Here is a 14,520-nt window from a genome sequence, read left to right as displayed (position 1 = left end):
GTCGCCCCGGTAGTGGATGACGGCGACGTCCAGCACCCGCCCGTCCCCGTCGTACGTCACGCCCGTGTAGTGCAGGATCGGGCTCAGTAGCGGCTCAAGCGCGGTTGACGTACGACGCTCCTCGCATGAGCGATCACCACGCGTCCCAGGACGTCCACACCCTCGTCCCCGTCCTCGTCCACCGCCTCTTCCGGACCCTCGACGCCCGCGAGTTCGCCCCGGGCACGATGGGCGCCCTAGCCACCGAGGACGTACGGATGGAGACACCCGTCGGCGCCGCCGAGGGCCTGGCGGCGGTCGGGCGGCTCGCGGCGGAGGCGGTCGAGCGGTTCCTGCGGACGCAGCACATGGCGTCCGGGATCCTCGTCGACGCCGAGGGCGACCGGGCCGACGTCTCCTGGAACGCCCATATGACCCATGTCCACGAGGACGGGACCCTGTTCACCGTCGGGGGGCGATTCGACGCCGAGGTGCGGCGTACGCCGGACGGCTGGCGGTTCAGCCGGATGGCGGTGCGGCCCGTGTGGACGCAGGGGCGGCCGCCCGTCGTCGAGTGAACCGAACTGATCGCCCCACGGGCGATGAGTTCCGGGCCGGTCCGCGGTCTTCAGTGCACTTCCGTCCCCGACCGACCCGGACAGCAGGAGCCACCCATGCCCATCGTCATCAGTGAGTTCATCAGCCTCGACGGCGTCGTCCAGGCGCCCGGCGGCCCCCAGGAGGACACCGACGGCGGGTTCGCCCACGGCGGGTGGACGCACCCCTTCTTCGACCCGGAGATCGTCGGTGGGGCCTTCGACGCGGCGCTGGAGGGGGCCGACGCCCTGCTGTTCGGGCGACGGACCTGGCAGACCATGGCCGGGGCGTGGCCGGAGCGGGCGGGGGACCCGTTCGCCGACCGGATGAACTCCGTCCGCAAGTACGTCGTCAGCGGCACCCTCGGTGACGCCGACACCAAGGCATGGGACAACACCGTCCTCGTCCCGGCCGCCGGGGCCGTCGCCGAGCTGCGCGGGCTCAGCGCGTCCGAGGGCGGGAACCTGCTGGTCATGGGCAGCCCGACGCTCGCCCGTACGCTGCTGGGCGAGGGCCTGGTGGACGAGCTGCGGCTGATCGTCATGCCGGTGATGCTCGGCGGCGGAAAGTCGATCTTCCCGGACGACGGTACGAAGACCACGTTCGAGCTGGTCTCGACGACCGCCTCGGACGCGGGCGCCCAGGTGTGCGTCTACCGGCGGGCCGCCGGGCAGTAGCCGTCGGGGCATGGACGGGACAGAGGAGGAGGCCTAGGCTCGACCCGGCGACATCTCTGACCGAGTCAACCATCCGGGTCGGCCGACCGGGCCGCCCCTCCCGGACCGGGGCCGATCATGACCGTCCAGGACATCCGCTCCTTCAACCGCTTCTACACCCATCTCATCGGCGCCCTCGACTACGGCCGCCACCTGTACGCCCCGTACACCCTCACCGAGTCCCGCGTCCTGTACGAGCTCGCGCACTCGACGCGCACGGACGCCGCCGACCTGCGCACCCAACTCCACCTGGACGCCGGTTATCTGAGCCGGATCCTGAACAGGTTCGAGCAGGACGGGCTGATCGAGCGGGCGCCCTCGGAGCGGGATCCGCGCCGTCGGCGCATCACCCTCACCGCGCGCGGCCGGGAGGCCGCGGACCTGCTCGACGAGCGGGCACGGCAGACGGTCGGGGCGCTGCTGGCCGGTGTGCCGCCCGAGGAGCGGGGGCGGCTCGCCGAGGCGCTGGGGACGGTGCGCGCCATCCTGGGCACCGGCCGGACACCGCGCCCCGAGGACGTGGTGCTGCGCGAGCCCGGCCCCGGTGACCTGGGCTGGATCGTGCAGCGCAACGCCGCACTGTACGCCGCCGAGCACGGCTGGAACACCGACTACGAGGGGCTGGTCGCCCGGATCGTCGCGGACTTCGCGGAGGACCACGATCCGCACCTGGAGCGGGTGTGGATCGCCGAGCTGGACGGGCGTCCGGTGGGGTGCGTGATGTGCGTACGGGACGAGGCGCCGGCCACCGCCCGGCTGCGGCTGCTCCTGGTCGAGCCGGACGCGCGCGGTCTCGGCATCGGCGACCGGCTGGTGCGGTCGGTCGTCGGCTTCGCGCGCGGGGTGGGCTACCGCGACCTGGTCCTGTGGACCAACGACGTACTGACCGCCGCCCGCCGCGTCTACCAGCGGCACGGTTTCGTGCTGGTCGCCGAGAAGCCGCACCGCTCGTTCGGCAAGGACCTGGTCGGCCAGGACTGGCGCCTGGACCTGCGCGCGCCAAGGGAGTGACGGCGGCCCGCGCGCCACGGGTCGGCGACACCGGAGTGACGGGAAGGGCCCAGGTGTAAGAAGCTGGAAGCATGAAGCTGGCGTTCTCCACCCTCGGTGTCCCCGGCCTCCCCGTGCCGGACGTCCTCCGACTCGCGACCGAGCACGGCTACCACGGTGTGGAGCTGCGCGCACACCCCGAGGAGCCGGTGCATCCCGGCATCGGGGCCGCCGAACGGACGGATACCGCCGCCGAGTTCAAGGCGTCCGGCATCACGCTGCTCGGGGTCGCGGGGTACACGCGCGTGGCCGCGCCGGGTGACGACGAGCCCGTCGTCGCCGAGCTGCGCGCCCTCCTCGACCTGGCCCGTGACCTGGGCGCACCGTACGTCCGGGTCTTCCCCGGCGGTACGGCGGAGCAGAGTCCCGAGGAGGCCGACGCGATCGCCGCGCGCCGCCTGGGCACGGCGGCCGAGTACGCGGGCGACGTGGGGGTGCGCATCCTTCTCGAAACCCATGACTCGCACCGCACGGGCGCCGACGCGATGCGGATTCTGGGCCTGGTCGGCCACCGTCAGGTCGGCGCCCTGTGGGACATGATGCACACCTGGCTGGGCGGCGAGCAGCCCTCGGAGACGTACGCGGCCCTCTCCCCGCACCTCGGCTACGTCCAGGTCAAGGACATCGCCTCGGTCGAGGACACGGCCCCGCTCCCGCTGGGCGCCGGAGTGCTCCCGATCGCCGAGACCGTGGAGCTGCTCTCCCGGCAGGGCTGGGACGGCTGGCTGTGCTGGGAGTACGAGAAACGCTGGCACGAGGACGCGGCCCCGCTGCCCGGCCTGCTGGACGCGGGCCGCGACCACCTGGCACGCCTGCTCAACGACTCGGCCTGAACCGCCCGGCGCCGCCGCCGGTTGGCCCACGACGCGGTCAGCCGGGCAGGCGGTCGCGCAGCGCGGCGAACGCCTCGTGGAAGCCGGGGAAGGTCTTCCGTACGCAGTCCGGGTCGTCGTACGTGATCCCCGGCACCCGCAGGCCGGTCACCGCGAAGGACATCACGATGCGGTGGTCGCCGTCGGTCTTGATGTCGGCGGGCTCCGGCCGGCCCGGCCGGATCTCGATCCAGTCCGGGCCGGTGGCGACCTCGATCCCCGGCCTCCGCAGGTTCTCCGCGCACGCTATGTGCCGTGGCCGGTGGCGGCCGGCGCGGGCAGGAAGCGGGCCGTGGTCGCGCCGTCGCGGCAGAAGATGTCGGCCTCGGTGGCCGAAGGGCCCTGCGGGCGGCCGTCGATCTGCCAGATGTCCGGAGTGCGGCCCACCCGGTGGCCGAGCCGGGTGAGGCCTTCGGCGAAGCCCTCGGTGTCGTCCGACCGGAGCGGCCGGCGCAGGGTGGTGACGCCGTCGGCCGCCGCCGCGAGGAACGGGGCGCGGGCGGTGAGGGACTTGGAACCGGGGATGTCGACTACGGGCATGCCCTCATGATCGGCCCACGTCCACCCGGCGCGCCGCGTCGTCCACGGGATGGACCGCCGAAGATCGCCGGGGCGTAACCGACGTGAGGGCCACTCCGCTCACCAGCAGCGCCGCCGCGCACCAACGCAGTGGCGTCATCGACTCACCGAGGAACACCGCCGCCGACGTCATCCCGAAGGCCGGCACCAGCAGCGAGAAGGGCGCGACGGTGGAGGCCGGATGACGGCGCAGCAGCCAGCCCCAGGCGCCGAAGCCGAACACCGTGGTGATCCAGGCGACGTAGACGACGGTGCCGGCGCCCTGCCAGTCGCGCGCGCGCAGGGCGTCGTAGTCCCGCGTGGGTCCCTCCAGGAGGAGGGACAGGGCGAGGAGGGGCAGGACGGGGACGGTGCTCACCCACACCATGAAGTTGAGGGCGTCCGGGGCGGCGGCCTTGCGGGTGAGGACGTTGGAGGCGCCCCAGCAGGCGGCGGCCGCGATGACGAGGGCGAAGGCGGTCAGAGGGCCGGAGGTGCCCTCGTCGACGGCGGCGACGCCGATGCCCGCCAGCGCGACGAGCATGCCCAACCCTCTGAGCGCGGTGGGCCGTTCGCCCAGGACCAGGAAGGCGATCAGAGCGGTGAACACCGCCTGCACCTGGAGCACCAGCGACGACAGACCGGCCGGCATCCCGGCGTCCATCCCCACGAACAGCAGCCCGAACTTCGCCACCCCCAGGACCAGTCCCACCGCCACGATCCACTTCCAGGCCACCTTCGGGCGGCCCACGAGGAAGACGGCGGGGACCGCCGCCACAAGGAAGCGCAGGGCGGAGAAGAGGAGGGGCGGGAAGTGGTCGAGGCCGATCTCGATGACGGTGAAGTTGACGCCCCAGACGGCGGCGACGAGGACGGCGAGGAAGACGTGAGCGGGTCGCATACGGCGAGGATCACCCGGGCCGACGATGTAGCACCAGCGATGCTTGCTGCATGATTGGATGAAGCAAAGCTAATCGATGGAGGGGTTGGTCATGCTCGACCTCCAGCGGCTGCGGGCCCTGCACGCCGTCTCCGTGCACGGCACGGTCGGAGCGGCCGCCGTCGCGCTCGGCTACACCCCGTCGGCCGTGTCCCAGCAGATCGCCAAGCTGGAGCGGGAGACGCGGACGGTACTGCTCGAACGGGAGGGGCGGGGGGTGCGCCTGACCGACGAGGCACACCAACTCGTCGCGACTGCGGCGGAGTTGCTGGCGATCGTGGAGCGGGCGGAGACGGACCTGGAGGAGCGGCGCGGGCTGCCGGCCGGTCGCCTGACCGTGGCGGCGTTCCCGTCGGCGGCGCGAGGGCTGCTGCCGCCGGTCCTCGCCGATCTCGCGAAGCGCCATCCGGCCCTGGACGCCCGGCTCACCGAGGTCGACCCGCATCTCTCGGTCGACCTGGTCGCCAAGGGCGCGATCGACCTCGCGGTCGCCCACGACTGGGACATCGCGCCGCTGCCCGCCCCGGCGGGCGTGGAACAGGCGGCGATCGGCGACGACCTGTGCGACCTGCTGGTCCCTGAGGACCACCCCTTCGCGACCCGAAAGGCCGTGCGGCGGGAGGAGTTGGGCAACGAGCGCTGGGTCTGCCAGCCGCCCGGCCGGGTCTGCCACGACTGGCTGCTCCGCACCCTGCGCTCGGTCGGTCACGAGCCGGACATCGTTCACACGGCGGAGGAGAACCCGACGCTGGTGGCCCTGGTCGCGGCGGGCCTGGGCGTGGCCCTCATCCCCCGCCTGGGACGGGGCCCGCTCCCGCGGGGCGTGGCGGAGGTCCCCCTGGACCCCCTCCCGGTCCGCCACCTCTACGCCCTCTGGCGCGAGGGCGCGGCCCGCCGACCGGCGATCGCGGAGACGGTGCGGACGTTGCAGGCCCACTGGCCGGGGGTGTCGGACCGGTAGGCCCCGGGGCCAACGGCCTCGGCGCGCCGGCCTGGCCAGAGACGGGACGCCCTGGTCGTGACGTGTTCGAACGGCGGCCGGTAACTCCCTTTTCACCCCGCGCACATGAGCCGCCGGCCGCGGATCGGCGGAGCTCCGAGCCTGCGCGCGCCGGGGCCCGGGGTCCGCCTCAGGCCGGCCTCCCGCAGGGGGAACCCGTCCCACGCGTCGTCCGTCCAACGCGCACGGCCGCCGGATGGGTCCCGTGGTGCGACCACCCTCTCCGGCGCAACCGGGTCGGCGGCCGGCCGTCATCGGCGCGCCCCCCTCCATGCGCCGATGGCGGCCCCTCGGTGGGCAGGGCTGTGCGTCCCCTTGACCGGCAGAAACTTCCCGGATATTGGTGGCTCTTTGGAAGTTTCCTTCAGCGATCTCCTCCGGAAGGAGCGCACGTGCACCACACCAGCACGCCAAGCGCAAAAAACACCGCTGCCGCACCCTCCAGACGAACGGTTCTCGCCGCCACCGCCGGCGTCACCGCCGCCCTGACGGTCGGGCAGAGCACTGCGCACGCCGGCGAGGACCGGCGCCTTCGACAGCTCATCTCCCGGATGAGCCTGGAGGAGAAGGTCGGCCAGCTCTTCGTCTCCCGTGTCTACGGCCACTCCGCCACCGCCCCCGACCAGGCCGACATCGACGCCAACCTCAGCGAACTCGGCGTCCGCACGGCCGCCGAACTGCTCGCCAAGTACCGCCTCGGCGGCATCATCTACTTCACCTGGGCCCACAACACCCGTACCCCGCACCAGATCGCGGACCTGTCGAACGGCATCCAGAAGGCCTCCCTCGATCTCCCCCGCGGACTGCCCGTGCTCGTCTCCACGGACCAGGAGCACGGGATAGTGGCCCGCGTGGGCAGGCCCGCGACGCTCTTCCCGGGCGCGATGGCCCTCGGCGCCGGCCGTTCGCGCGCCGACGCCCGCACCCTCGGCCGGATCGCCGGCGAGGAACTGCGCGCGATGGGCATCAGGCAGGACTACTCCCCCGTCGCCGACGTCAACGTCAACCCGGCCAACCCGGTCATCGGCGTGCGCTCCTTCGGCGCCGACCCGGGCGCGGTCGCCGACCTGGTCGCGGCGGAGGTAACCGGGTACCAGCGCGCGGACGTCGCCGCGACCGCCAAGCACTTCCCCGGCCATGGCGACACCGCGGTGGACAGCCACTACGGCTTCCCGGTCATCGAGCACACCCGCGAGGAGTGGGGGACGATCGACGCGCCCCCGTTCCGGGCGGCGATCGAGGCCGGCATCGACTCGATCATGACCGCCCACATCATGGTCCCGGCGCTCGACTCCTCCGGCGACCCGGCCACCCTCTCCCGCCCGATCCTCACCGGCATCCTGCGGGAGGAACTGGGCTACGACGGTGTCGTGGTCACCGACTCGCTCGGCATGGAGGGCGTCCGCACGAAGTACGGCGACGACCGGGTGCCGGTGCTGGCGCTGAAGGCGGGCGTGGACCAGCTCCTCAACCCGCCCAAGCTGGACGTCGCCTGGAACGCGGTCCTGAAGGCCGTGCAGGACGGCGAGCTCACCGAGGAACGCCTCGACGAATCGATCCTGCGGGTGCTGCGGCTGAAGGCGAAACTCGGCCTGTTCGAGGCGCCGTACGTCAGCGCGCGGGGTGTCGACCGCGCGGTCGGCACCCGGGCCCACCTCGCGGAGGCCGACCGGATCGCCGAGCGGACGACGACCCTGCTAGTCAACGAGGGCGACCTGCTGCCGCTGTCCCGGCGCGAGCACCCCCGACTGCTCGTCGTCGGCGCCGACCCGGCCTCGCCGTCCGGCACGACCGGCCCGCCCACCGGCGTCCTCGCGACCGCGCTGAGCGAACTCGGCTTCTCCGCGACGGCGTTGTCCACCGGCACGGCACCCTCCGCGGCGGTCGTCGAGCAGGCCGTGGCGGCGGCGCGGGACGTGGACGCGGTGGTCGTGGGGACGTACAACGTCACGGCGACCAGCTCACAGAGGACGCTGGTCGAGCGTTTGCTGGCGACCGGGAAGCCGGTGGTCGCGGTGGCCGTCCGCAACCCGTACGACGTGGCCCATCTGCCGGGCGTCCGCGGTTACCTGGCGTCCTACTCCTGGACGGACGTGGAGCTGCGGGCGGCGGCACGGGTCATCGCCGGAAAGGTACGGCCGCGCGGCAAACTGCCGGTGCCGGTGCAGCGGGCGGACGATCCGGGGCGCGTGCTGTATCCGGTCGGGCACGGGCTGTCGTACTAGGCGTCGACCGGACGTAGGGTGCGGTACGCCACGCACCCGGCGTACCACCCCCAAACAGGCGCAAAGCGCGCCGTGTGTCTGGCGTGTGCCCGCTGCCGCGGGTCACGCTGGACGGGGTGGGGGGAATGACCATGCGGCGGACCACGCGGCGAGGACGGTGTGCGGGCATTGTGCTCGCGGGCCTGCTGCTGGGCTGTCAGGGCCCGGCGGCGGAGCACGGCCCGAGCCCAGGTGGTGCGACGGCGCCGGCCGCCGCCTCCGGGTTCGGGGCGGTGTTCCTCGCCGTCGACGAGTGCAGTTCGTTCGGTACGACCAGCTTCACCGAGGTCCCCTGTGCCGGCGAGCGCGCCGCCGCGCGGGTCGTGGCGCGCCACGACGGCCGGGCGGGTGACGGTCCGCCCTGCCCCGGGACCACCGACTTCGTGCTGCACATCAGTGAGCAGCGGCTCTCCCACGACGAGGACGGCGACGGCGCCGTCCCCGGGGGCTACGCCTGTATGCGCGCGCTCCAGCCGCCGCATCCCGGCGACCCGGGCGGCGGCGGGGGGCCGCGCACGATCGTCGGGGACTGTGTCTACGACGCCGGGGGCGGGAAGGTGCGCGAGACGGCGTGCGACGGCGGGGGCCGCGAGAAGCCGGAGTTCCAGGTGACGGAGGCCGTCGCCGCGCGCTCCGGCTGCCCGGCGGCCACCGCCCTGTACGTCCAGCTGGGCGGCGCCCGCCCGGTGGGCTGTGCCCGTCCGATGTAGTGCGACGGGCGGGCACAGCACCGGCGTTACGGACGCAGCGTCCGTTCCGCGCCCCGCTTGTCGAGCCGGGCGTCGTACTTGGCCAGCGGCTTGGCCACCGCCGGGTCGGCCTCGACCGCGGTGGACGCCACTCCGGCCCACTTCAGGATCCTGGCCGTGGCCAGCGCCTTCTGCTTCTCCTGCAGACCGGCCACGTTGGCGCCGTGGTTGGCGCCGGGGGCGGTGAAGACGTAGGAGTCACGCGCGCCGTTGCCGAGGCGGAACCGCTCGGCGCCCCAGGGGTCGTTCTCGCCGTAGACGAAGAGCATGTGCCGCGCGTTGTGGCGGACCCAGCTGTCGACGTCCTTCATGGCGCCGTCCCGGAACTTCATCGGGATCGAGCGCGGGACGAAGTACCGGGGCGGCAGATAGCCGTACCGGACGTACTTCTTCTCGATGTGCGGGAAGACGATCGTCGGCGCGCCGAGCTGCGTGCCCGCCTGGTAGTAGTACGGCGTGTACGGCTCCAGGCCCTGGTCGGTGTAGAAGGAGAACCCGGCGATCGTGTCGATGGAGTTCCAGATCTCCTCGTCGGTCGCGTTCTTCGCGTCCGCCGGGACGGTGCCGCAGTCGGACAGCAGGCTGTACTGCCAGAAGCCCCAGACGTAGTCGAGGACGGTCGCCTCGTACGCCTTGTCGAGGCTGCCCACGGTGTCGAAGGTGTAGCCGTTCTCGGCCGCGTACGCCTTGTACCGCTGCTCCAGCGGCTCCCGGCGCACCAGGGCCTCGCGCTGCACGCCGTTCAGCCGGTCACGGCACTCCTTGGTACCGACGCCGGCGAAGAAGCGGTCGTACGCCTTGTCCTCGTCGTTCACGACGTCGTTGGGCGCGACGTAGGCGACGACGCCGTCCATGTCACGGGGGTAGAAGCGCTCGTAGTACGTGGCGGTCATGCCGCCCTTCGAACCGCCCGTGGAGATCCAGTTCTTGGAGTAGATCCGCTTCAGCGCCGTGAAGATGCGGTGCTGGTCGCTGGCCGCCTGCCAGATGTCCAGCTTGGTCCAGTCGGCCGGGCTGGGCCGGGACGGCGTGAAGAAGCGGTACTCCATGGAGACCTGGTTGCCGTCCACGATCTGGGTCGGCTCGCGGCGGCTCGGGGTGGCGGAGACGTTGTAGCCGCCGGTGTAGAAGACCGTCGGCCGTGAGGTGTCCTTGTGCAGCACGGTGATCCGCTGCTGGAACGTGCCCCTGGAGGGCTTGCGGTGGTCGACCGGCTGTGCGTAGTTGAGGACGAAGAAGCGGTAGCCCGGGTACGGCTTCTCCTCGATCAGGCTCATGCCGGGTATGGAGAGCAACCGGTCCTTGATATCGGTGGCCTCCGGCTGGGCCGCGGTGGCCGCCCCCGCCGTGCTCAGCGTGCCTATGAGCACGGTGAGCGCGAGCAGCCATCTTAGCGCCTTGCGCATGCACCCTCCCTGTAAGAACAGATGTGCGCCGGAAGCTATCGGAGCAACACACCTGTGCACCAGGGTGGTTGGCGTATCAGCAGGTCAGCACAGTATCCAGCCGGAGCTGACCGACCCGCGGCCCGCCGCGCCCTTCACCCACACGCAGCGCTGCCCGGCGTGCACGGTCACCGGGCCGGCGCGGTGGGCGTACCGGCCCTTGTCGACGACCGGGCGGTTGCCGCGCGCCTGCACGCTGACCGACATCGACCGCTTGGGGCCGGGGTCCTTGGGGAGCGTGACGGCGCAGACGTACCCGCCACGCTTGTAGACGTGCACGGCGCCGGTGGCGAACGGCAGCGTCCTGACCTTGCGTCCGGCGCAGGTGGACGCCGCCGCCCGCGCGTCCGCCGGTGCGGCGAGCGCCAGCAGTCCGGACGCGGTCAGCAGGGCCACGCCGAGCGCCATCCGACGTCGTATCGCACCCGTGTCCACAGTCGTAGCCTCCGCGCCCCTCGGATCGACGTACGGATGTACGGACGCGCGACGTACGCCCGATGGTTGCGCGGACCTCGGACGCCTACGGTGCCCTCGGGCTCCGCACACCCGCCGGCGTCAGGCCACCGCGGGCTCCTCCTCGCCGACGAAGGTCCGCCACAGCGCGGCGTACGTTCCGCCGCGTCGGAGCAGTTCCTCGTGGGTGCCGTCCTCCACCACGCGGCCGTGGTCCATCACCACGACCCGGTCCGCGCGGGCGGCGGTGGTCAGGCGGTGGGCGACCACGAGCGTCGTGCGGCGGCCGGCCAGCCGGTCCGTCGCCTGGTTGACCTGTGCCTCGGTCGCGAGGTCCAGCGCGGCCGTCGCCTCGTCGAGGAGCAGGACGTCCGGGTCGACGAGTTCGGCGCGGGCCAGCGCGATCAGCTGGCGTTGCCCGGCGGAGAGGTTGCGGCCGCGTTCGGCGACCTCGTGGAGGTAGCCGCCCTCCAGTGTCGCGATCATCTCGTGCGCGCCGACCGCGCGGGCCGCCGCCTCCACCTCGGCGTCGGTGGCGGCCGGGCGGCCGTAGGCGATGGCGTCACGGACGGTGCCGGGGAAGAGGTACGCCTCCTGCGGTACGACACCCAGGCGGTGGCGGTACGCGGTGATGTCGAGGTCGCGCAGATCGGCGCCGTCGACGGTGACCCGGCCACCGGTCGGGTCGTAGAACCGCGCCACCAGCTTCACCAGCGTCGACTTGCCCGCGCCGGTCTCGCCGACGAACGCGACGGTCTGCCCGGCGGGGACGGTGAGGTCGATGCCGCTGAGGGCCTCCTCCTCGTCGCCGTAGGAGAAGTGCACGTCCTCGAAGGCGATGTCGCCCCGCAGGGAGAGGACTTTGCGGGGTTCGTCGGCGGACTTCGTCGACGTCGGCTCCCGCAGCAGTTGCTGGATCCGGCCGAGCGAGACGGACGCCTGCTGGTAGCCGTCGAAGACCTGGGAGAGCTGCTGGACGGGGGCGAAGAAGAGGTCGATGTAGAGCAGGTAGGCCACCAGCGCGCCCGTGGTGAGCGTGGCCGCCTCCACCCGTCCGGCACCCGCCCAGAGCACGGCCGCCGCGGCGGCCGACGACAGGAGCTGCACGAAGGGGAAGTAGACGGAGATCAGCCACTGACCGCGTATGCGGGCCTGCCGGTAGCTGTCGCTGCGCTCGGCGAACCGCCGCCCGCCGTCCCCCTCGCGCCGGAACGCCTGCACGATCCGCAGCCCGGAGACCGTCTCCTGGAGGTCGGCGTTGACCGTCGACACCCGCTCCCGGGCGAGTTCGTAGGCCTTCACGCTCGCCTTGCGGAAGAAGTACGTGGCGATGATCAGCGGCGGCAGCGTGGCGAAGACGACGAGCGCGAGCTGGACGTCGATGACCAACAGGGCGACCATGATCCCGAAGAAGGTGACCACGGAGACGAAGGCGGTGACCAGGCCCGTCTGCAGGAACGTCGACAGCGCGTCCACGTCGGTGGTCATCCGGGTCATGATCCGGCCCGTCAGCTCCCGCTCGTAGTAGTCGAGTCCGAGCCGCTGGAGCTGGGCGAAGATCTTCAACCGCAGCGAGTAGAGCACGCGTTCGCCGGTGCGGCCGGTCATCCGGGTCTCGCCGATCTGCGCCATCCACTGGGCGAGCACGGCGACCAGGGCGAGCAGCGAGGCCGCCCAGACGGCACCGAGCGCGACCTTCGTGACACCGCTGTCGATGCCGTGCCGGATCAGCACAGGCAGCAGCAGGCCCATGCCGGCGTCGACGGCGACGAGGCCGAGGCTGACCAGCAGTGGCGCGCCGAAGCCCCGCAGCAACCGCTTCAGCCCGTAAGACCGCTCGGGCCGCACGGCGCGGGCCTCGTCGACGCCGGGGGTGTCGGTGGCCGGGGGCAGGGCGTCGACCTGCGCGAGCAGCTCCGGGGTGGCCGGGGTGCCGGCCAGGGCGGCGTCCTTGGGTTCGCGGTCGCCGGTCCACAGGTGGGGCGTGACCCCGCGTTCGGCGTCGAACTCGGCGTCCAGTTCGTCGCGGACGGAGGTGTCCTCCTGGGGCACGGCCGGCGGGGCGTGGCCCGGGGAGACACCGCCGAGTTCGTCGGGGTCGGTGAGCAGGCGGCGGTAGAGGGCCGAGCGTTTCTGTAGCTCGTCGTGGGTGCCGATGTCGGCGAGCCGGCCGGCGTCCAGGACGGCGATGCGGTCGGCGAGGTTGAGCGTGGAGCGCCGGTGGGCGATCAGCAGGGTCGTGCGACCCTCCATGACGTGCCCCAGCGCCTCGTGGATCTCGTGCTCGACGCGGGCGTCCACGGCGGAGGTGGCGTCGTCGAGGACGAGCAGCCGCGGGTCGGTGAGCAGGGCGCGGGCGAGGGCGATGCGCTGGCGCTGGCCGCCGGAGAGGGTGAGGCCGTGCTCGCCGACCGTGGTGTCGTAGCCGTGCGGGAGTTCCCGGATGAAACGGTCCGCCTGGGAGGCGCGGGCGGCGGCCTCGATCTCGGCGTCGGTGGCGTCCGGATGACCGTAGGCGATGTTGTTGCGGACCGTGTCCGAGAAGAGGAACGAGTCCTCGGGGACCAGCCCGATGGCGGCCCTGAGCGAGTCGAGGGTGAGTTCGCGGACGTCATGGCCGCCGACGAGGACGGCGCCGCGGCTGACGTCGTAGAAGCGCGGCAGGAGGAGGGAGACGGTCGACTTCCCGGAGCCGGAGGAGCCGACGACCGCGAGGGTCTCGCCGGGGCGGATCTCGAAGCTGAGACCGTCGAGCACCGGCTTGCCGGTGTCGTAGCCGAAGGAGACGTCGTCGAACTCGACGGTGGCGGGCGCGTCGGCGGGGAGGTCGTGGGTGCCGTCCCGCAGTGACGGTTCGGTGTCGATCAGCTCCAGGACGCGCTCGGTACCGGCGCGGGCCTGCTGGGCGACGGTGAGGACCACGGCGAGCATGCGGACCGGGCCGACGAGCTGGGCGAGGTAGGTGGAGAAGGCGACGAACGTGCCCAGCGTGATGTGGCCGCGCACGGCCAGCCAGCCACCGACGGCGAGCATCGCGACCTGGCCGAGGGCGGGTACGGCCTGGAGGGCGGGGGTGTACCTGGAGTTCAGCCGGATGGTGCGCAGGCGCCCGGCGTAGAGCTTCCTGCCGACCTCCCTGAGCTTGCCGGTCTCCTGTTCCTCCTGCCCGAAACCTTTCACCACGCGTACGCCGGTCACGGCGCCGTCGACGACGCCCGCGACGGCGGCGGCCTGGGCCTGGGCGTACCAGGTCGCCGGGTGGAGCTTGGTGCGGCTGCGTCTGGCGACGAACCAGAGGGCGGGGGCGACGGCCAGCGCGACCAGGGTGAGCGGCGGTGACAGCCACACCATGATCACCAGGGAGATCAGGAAGAGCAGGAGGTTCCCGATGGTCATCGGGAGCATGAAGAGCAGGCCCTGGATCAGCTGGAGGTCGCTGGTGGCCCGGCCGACGACCTGGCCGGTGGACAGCTCGTCCTGCCGCCGGCCGTCGAGCCGGGTGATCGTCCCGTACATGTCCGTCCGCAGGTCGTGCTGGACGTCGAGGGCGACCCGGCCGCCGTAGTAGCGGCGGATGTAGGTCAGGACGTAGACGAGGAGGGCGGCGCCGATGAGCAGGACCGCCCAGGGCGCCATGGCGCGGGTCCTCTCGCCGACCACGTCGTCGATGATCACCTTGGTGATCAGGGGGACGAGGGCCATGACGGCCATGCCGGCCAGGGACGAGCCGAGGGCCAGGACCACGTCCTTCGGATAGCGCCAGGCGTAGCCCCACAGCCGTCGTGCCCATCCCCGTTGCGGTCCCACGCGGGTGCCCTCCGATCGTCCTGATCTACCGGAAGGCACCAACGCGGACGGGCGCCGATTTCATCCCGCCGCAACAATTCCGGGGACGTG

11 protein-coding genes and 2 pseudogenes are annotated in these 14,520 nt (G+C 72.3%); 7 read left to right on the top strand and 6 right to left on the bottom strand.

Features of this window, described 5'->3' with window-relative positions; all coding sequences use genetic code 11:
• Positions 1-111 (bottom strand): annotated as a pseudogene (locus AB0O67_RS14535) (GntR family transcriptional regulator); the annotation flags it as partial.
• Between the two features lie 14 nt (positions 112-125).
• On the opposite strand from AB0O67_RS14535, the gene AB0O67_RS14530 reads away from it, so the two are divergent.
• From AB0O67_RS14530 to AB0O67_RS14515, 4 genes are all read left to right on the top strand, one after another.
• A complete protein-coding gene (locus AB0O67_RS14530; protein WP_365449776.1) occupies positions 126-557 on the top strand; it encodes a nuclear transport factor 2 family protein in 432 nt (143 codons plus the stop codon).
• Between the two features lie 96 nt (positions 558-653).
• Positions 654-1,253: a dihydrofolate reductase family protein gene (locus AB0O67_RS14525; RefSeq protein ID WP_365449774.1), complete on the top strand. Its 600-nt coding sequence runs from the start codon at positions 654-656 to the stop codon at positions 1,251-1,253.
• Between the two features lie 117 nt (positions 1,254-1,370).
• Entirely contained in the window at positions 1,371-2,303 is a 933-nt protein-coding gene (locus AB0O67_RS14520; protein ID WP_365449772.1) for a bifunctional helix-turn-helix transcriptional regulator/GNAT family N-acetyltransferase, read from the top strand.
• Between the two features lie 71 nt (positions 2,304-2,374).
• A complete protein-coding gene (locus tag AB0O67_RS14515) occupies positions 2,375-3,175 on the top strand; it encodes a sugar phosphate isomerase/epimerase family protein (protein WP_365449770.1) in 801 nt (266 codons plus the stop codon).
• 37 nt (positions 3,176-3,212) lie between these two features.
• Here AB0O67_RS14515 and AB0O67_RS14510 read toward each other — a convergent pair.
• Positions 3,213-3,754: pseudogene (locus AB0O67_RS14510) on the bottom strand (hypothetical protein).
• Between the two features lie 4 nt (positions 3,755-3,758).
• Entirely contained in the window at positions 3,759-4,673 is a 915-nt protein-coding gene (locus AB0O67_RS14505; protein ID WP_365449768.1) for an EamA family transporter, read from the bottom strand.
• A 91-nt stretch (positions 4,674-4,764) separates the two neighbouring features.
• Between AB0O67_RS14505 and AB0O67_RS14500 the strand changes: the two genes are divergently transcribed.
• From AB0O67_RS14500 to AB0O67_RS14490, 3 genes are all read left to right on the top strand, one after another.
• On the top strand, positions 4,765-5,673 hold the full coding sequence (locus tag AB0O67_RS14500; RefSeq protein ID WP_365449766.1) for a LysR family transcriptional regulator: 909 nt from the start codon (positions 4,765-4,767) through the stop codon (positions 5,671-5,673).
• Between the two features lie 431 nt (positions 5,674-6,104).
• A complete protein-coding gene (locus AB0O67_RS14495; RefSeq protein ID WP_365449764.1) occupies positions 6,105-7,937 on the top strand; it encodes a glycoside hydrolase family 3 protein in 1,833 nt (610 codons plus the stop codon).
• A 125-nt stretch (positions 7,938-8,062) separates the two neighbouring features.
• Positions 8,063-8,686 carry a hypothetical protein gene (locus AB0O67_RS14490; protein ID WP_365449762.1) on the top strand — a complete coding sequence of 208 codons (624 nt, stop codon included), beginning with the start codon at positions 8,063-8,065 and terminating at the stop codon, positions 8,684-8,686.
• A 26-nt stretch (positions 8,687-8,712) separates the two neighbouring features.
• Here AB0O67_RS14490 and AB0O67_RS14485 read toward each other — a convergent pair whose 3' ends face one another.
• The 3 genes from AB0O67_RS14485 to AB0O67_RS14475 all read right to left on the bottom strand — a co-directional run bounded on the left by AB0O67_RS14485 (position 8,713) and on the right by AB0O67_RS14475 (position 14,430).
• Positions 8,713-10,131 carry a S28 family serine protease gene (locus AB0O67_RS14485; protein ID WP_365449760.1) on the bottom strand — a complete coding sequence of 473 codons (1,419 nt, stop codon included), beginning with the start codon at positions 10,129-10,131 and terminating at the stop codon, positions 8,713-8,715.
• Positions 10,132-10,215: 84 nt separating this feature from the next.
• Entirely contained in the window at positions 10,216-10,578 is a 363-nt protein-coding gene (locus tag AB0O67_RS14480; protein ID WP_365449759.1) for a hypothetical protein, read from the bottom strand.
• A gap of 147 nt (positions 10,579-10,725) precedes the next feature.
• Positions 10,726-14,430 carry an ABC transporter ATP-binding protein gene (locus AB0O67_RS14475; RefSeq protein WP_365449757.1) on the bottom strand — a complete coding sequence of 1,235 codons (3,705 nt, stop codon included), beginning with the start codon at positions 14,428-14,430 and terminating at the stop codon, positions 10,726-10,728.
• Positions 14,431-14,520 lie beyond the last annotated feature (90 nt).

This window comes from Streptomyces sp. NPDC086077 (assembly GCF_040686175.1).
GTDB lineage: Bacteria > Actinomycetota > Actinomycetes > Streptomycetales > Streptomycetaceae > Streptomyces.
Note: the sequence above shows the minus strand (reverse complement) of the source record. Positions and strands in the feature narration are given on the sequence as shown.

Excerpts from the sequence above, each read along its gene's own strand:
- AB0O67_RS14530 (WP_365449776.1), top strand. The coding sequence starts at position 126 with ATGAGCGATCACCACGCGTCCCAGGACGTCCACACCCTCGTCCCCGTC.
- AB0O67_RS14525 (WP_365449774.1), top strand. The coding sequence starts at position 654 with ATGCCCATCGTCATCAGTGAGTTCATCAGCCTCGACGGCGTCGTCCAG.
- AB0O67_RS14520 (WP_365449772.1), top strand. The coding sequence starts at position 1,371 with ATGACCGTCCAGGACATCCGCTCCTTCAACCGCTTCTACACCCATCTC.
- AB0O67_RS14515 (WP_365449770.1), top strand. The coding sequence starts at position 2,375 with ATGAAGCTGGCGTTCTCCACCCTCGGTGTCCCCGGCCTCCCCGTGCCG.
- AB0O67_RS14505 (WP_365449768.1), bottom strand. The coding sequence starts at position 4,673 with ATGCGACCCGCTCACGTCTTCCTCGCCGTCCTCGTCGCCGCCGTCTGG.
- AB0O67_RS14500 (WP_365449766.1), top strand. The coding sequence starts at position 4,765 with ATGCTCGACCTCCAGCGGCTGCGGGCCCTGCACGCCGTCTCCGTGCAC.
- AB0O67_RS14490 (WP_365449762.1), top strand. The coding sequence starts at position 8,063 with ATGACCATGCGGCGGACCACGCGGCGAGGACGGTGTGCGGGCATTGTG.
- AB0O67_RS14485 (WP_365449760.1), bottom strand. The coding sequence starts at position 10,131 with ATGCGCAAGGCGCTAAGATGGCTGCTCGCGCTCACCGTGCTCATAGGC.
- AB0O67_RS14480 (WP_365449759.1), bottom strand. The coding sequence starts at position 10,578 with ATGGCGCTCGGCGTGGCCCTGCTGACCGCGTCCGGACTGCTGGCGCTC.